This window comes from Cellulomonas sp. IC4_254 (assembly GCF_011603975.1).
Taxonomy (GTDB): Bacteria; Actinomycetota; Actinomycetes; order Actinomycetales; family Cellulomonadaceae; genus Cellulomonas.
Map to the genome: position 1 here is coordinate 1 of NZ_JAANNB010000273.1, position 3,663 is coordinate 3,663.

Here is a 3,663-nt window from a genome sequence, read left to right on the forward strand (position 1 = left end):
CGCCCGCAGGAGCAGCCCGCGCCGCGCGACCCCGCGGAGCCCGCGCCCGCCACCTCCCCGGTGGCGACGGCCCAGCCGGCGACCGCGCCCTACGCGCCCGCGGCCAAGGCGGCCCGCGAGGCCGAGCAGGAGGTCCCCGAGGCCTCGGACGAGACGCAGCGCCTGCGCGGCCCCGCCGCCCGGGTGGTCACCAACATGGAGGCCAGCCTGGAGGTGCCGACCGCGACGTCGGTGCGCGCCATCCCGGCCAAGCTCCTGGTGGACAACCGCATCGTCATCAACAACCACCTGGCGCGCGGCCGCGGCGGCAAGATCTCGTTCACCCACCTCATCGGCTTCGCGCTGGTCGAGGCGGTCGGCGAGATGCCGGCGATGAACACCGCGTACACGCTCGTCGACGGCAAGCCCGGCTACCTCACCCCGGCGCACGTCAACCTGGGCCTCGCGATCGACCTGGCCAAGCCGGACGGCACCCGCCAGCTGCTGGTGCCCAGCATCAAGCAGGCCGAGACGCTCGACTTCGCGCAGTTCTGGAACGCGTACGAGGACGTCGTGCGGCGCGCGCGCGGCGGCAAGCTCGGCGTCGACGACTTCGCCGGCACCACGATCTCGCTGACCAACCCCGGCACCATCGGCACCGTGCACTCCGTGCCGCGGCTCATGCAGGGCCAGGGCACGATCATCGGCGTCGGCGCGATGGACTACCCCGCCGAGTTCCAGGGCACGTCCGACGAGCAGCTCAACCGGATGGGCGTGTCCAAGGTGCTGACGGTGACGTCCACCTACGACCACCGCGTCATCCAGGGCGCCCAGTCCGGCGACTTCCTGCGCATCCTGCACCGCAAGCTGCTCGGCGAGGACGGCTTCTACGACCGGGTGTTCGCGTCGCTGCGCGTCCCCTACGAGCCGATCCGCTGGGTCAAGGAGGCGGCCGACCCCGACGCCGAGGCCATCAAGCCGGCCCGGATCGCGGAGCTCATCCACTCCTACCGGTCGCGCGGCCACCTCATGGCCGACACCGACCCGCTCGCGTACCGGCTGCGCAAGCACCCGGACCTGGACGTGCAGACGCACGGCCTGTCGCTGTGGGACCTGGACCGCACGTTCCCGACCGGCGGGTTCACCGGCAAGCCGCGGGCGACGCTGCGCCAGGTGCTCGGCCTGCTGCGGGACTCGTACTGCCGGACCACCGGGTTCGAGTACATGCACCTGCAGGACCCCCGCCAGCGCCGCTGGCTGCAGGAGCGGCTGGAGGCGGGCTACGCCCCGACCCCGCGCGAGGACCAGCTGCGCATCCTGCGCCGGCTGAACGCGGCCGAGGCGTTCGAGACGTTCCTGCAGACCAAGTACGTCGGGCAGAAGCGGTTCTCCCTGGAGGGCGGCGAGTCCGTCATCCCGCTGCTCGACGCGATCCTCTCCCGCGCGGCCGAGGGCGGGCTGGACGAGGTCGCCATCGGCATGGCGCACCGCGGCCGGCTCAACGTGCTGGCCAACATCGCCGGCAAGTCCTACGGCCAGATCTTCAGCGAGTTCGAGGGCAACCAGGACCCGAAGTCCGTGCAGGGCTCCGGCGACGTGAAGTACCACCTGGGCACCGAGGGCGTGTTCCACGCCGAGTCCGGGGCGTCCACCCGTGTCTACCTGGCCGCCAATCCCTCGCACCTCGAGGCCGTCGACCCGGTGCTCGAGGGCATCGTCCGCGCCAAGCAGGACCGGATCGACCTGGGCGGCGACGGGTTCTCCGTGCTGCCGATCCTCATCCACGGCGACGCGGCGTTCGCCGGGCAGGGCGTGGTCTTCGAGACCCTCAACCTGGCCCAGCTGCGCGGCTACCGCACGGGCGGCACGATCCACGTCGTCATCAACAACCAGGTCGGGTTCACCACCGGCCCGTCGTCCTCGCGCTCCTCGCAGTACGCCACCGACGTGGCCAAGGGCCTGCAGGTCCCGATCTTCCACGTCAACGGCGACGACCCCGAGGCGTGCGTCCGGGTCGCCGAGCTCGCGTTCGAGTACCGCGAGCAGTTCGACCGCGACGTGATCATCGACATGGTCTGCTACCGCCGCCGCGGCCACAACGAGGGCGACGACCCCTCGATGACCCAGCCGCTGATGTACAACCTCATCGAGGCCAAGCGCTCGGTGCGCAAGCTCTACACCGAGGCGCTGGTGTCCCGCGGGGACATCACGCTCGAGGAGGCCGAGCACGTCCTGCGCGACTACCAGGCGCAGCTCGAGCGGGTGTTCGCGGAGACCCGCGAGGAGGGCTGGACCCCGCCGTCGCCCGACGCCGAGCCGGTCGCCGGCCTGGAGCGCCCGGAGTCCCAGCGCGAGGACGCCGGCGTCATCATCGGCTGGCAGACCGCCGCGCCCGCCAAGGTGCTGGAGCGGATCGGCGCCGCGCACGTGCGGGCGCCGGAGGGCTTCACGATCCACCCGAAGCTCGCGCAGCTGCTCGCCAAGCGGGAGCAGATGTCCCGCGAGGGCGGCATCGACTGGGGCTTCGGCGAGATCCTCGCGTTCGGCTCGCTGCTCATCGAGGGCACCCCGGTGCGCCTCGCCGGGCAGGACTCCCGCCGCGGCACCTTCGTGCAGCGGCACGCCGTCCTGCACGACCGGGAGACCGGCGCCGAGTGGACCCCGCTGCTGTACCTGTCGGCCGACCAGGCGAAGTTCTGGGTCTACGACTCGTCGCTGTCGGAGTACGCGGCGCTCGGGTTCGAGTACGGCTACTCCGTCGAGCGCCCGGACGCCCTGGTGCTCTGGGAGGCGCAGTTCGGCGACTTCGTCAACGGCGCGCAGACCGTCATCGACGAGTTCATCTCCTCGGCCGAGCAGAAGTGGGGCCAGCACTCGTCCGTCGTGCTGCTGCTCCCCCACGGCTACGAGGGCCAGGGGCCGGACCACTCGTCGGCCCGGATCGAGCGGTTCCTGCAGCTGTGCGCCGAGGGCAACATGACCGTCGCGCAGCCGACCACCCCCGCGTCGTACTTCCACCTGCTGCGCCGCCAGGCCTACGCCCGGCCGCGCCGCCCGCTCATCGTCTTCACCCCGAAGTCGATGCTGCGGCTCAAGGCGGGCGCGTCGCAGGTGGAGGACTTCACCTCCGGCACGTTCCGCCCGGTCATCGGCGACGACGTGGCCGCCGCCTCGGCCGCCCGGGTCGACCGCGTGCTGCTCTGCTCCGGCAAGCTCTACTGGGACCTCGTGGCCCAGCGGCAGAAGCTGAACGACGAGCGCACCGCGATCGTCCGCCTGGAGCAGCTGTACCCGCTCGACCACGACGGCCTCCGGGCGGCGCTCGCGCCGTTCGACGGCGCCGAGCTGGTCTGGGTGCAGGACGAGCCGCGCAACCAGGGCCCGTGGTCGTACGTGTCGCTCGCGCTGCCGCAGGTCGTCGGCGCGCCGGTCCGGGCCGTGTCCCGCCCGGCGTCCGCGTCCACCGCGGCCGGCTCGGCCAAGGCGCACCAGGCGGAGCAGGCGGAGCTCCTGCGGGCGGCGTTCGAGCGCTGACCCGCGGGCGCACCCGCGCCGCACGCACGGAGGCCGGCCGTCCCCTCGGGGACGACCGGCCTCCGCCGCGTCCACCCCCGGGCGCGCGCCCGCCGACCCCGGGGCGCGCGCCCGCCGACCCCGGGGCGCGCGCCCGCCGACCCCGGGTCC

At 73.0% G+C, this 3,663-nt stretch carries 1 protein-coding gene; it reads left to right on the top strand.

What is annotated here, in order from left to right; all coding sequences use genetic code 11:
* Positions 1 to 3,513: multifunctional oxoglutarate decarboxylase/oxoglutarate dehydrogenase thiamine pyrophosphate-binding subunit/dihydrolipoyllysine-residue succinyltransferase subunit (locus G6556_RS17685; RefSeq protein ID WP_166944305.1), on the top strand; the 3,513-nt coding region annotated here is incomplete at its 5' end.
* Positions 3,514 to 3,663: the final 150 nt, after the last annotated feature.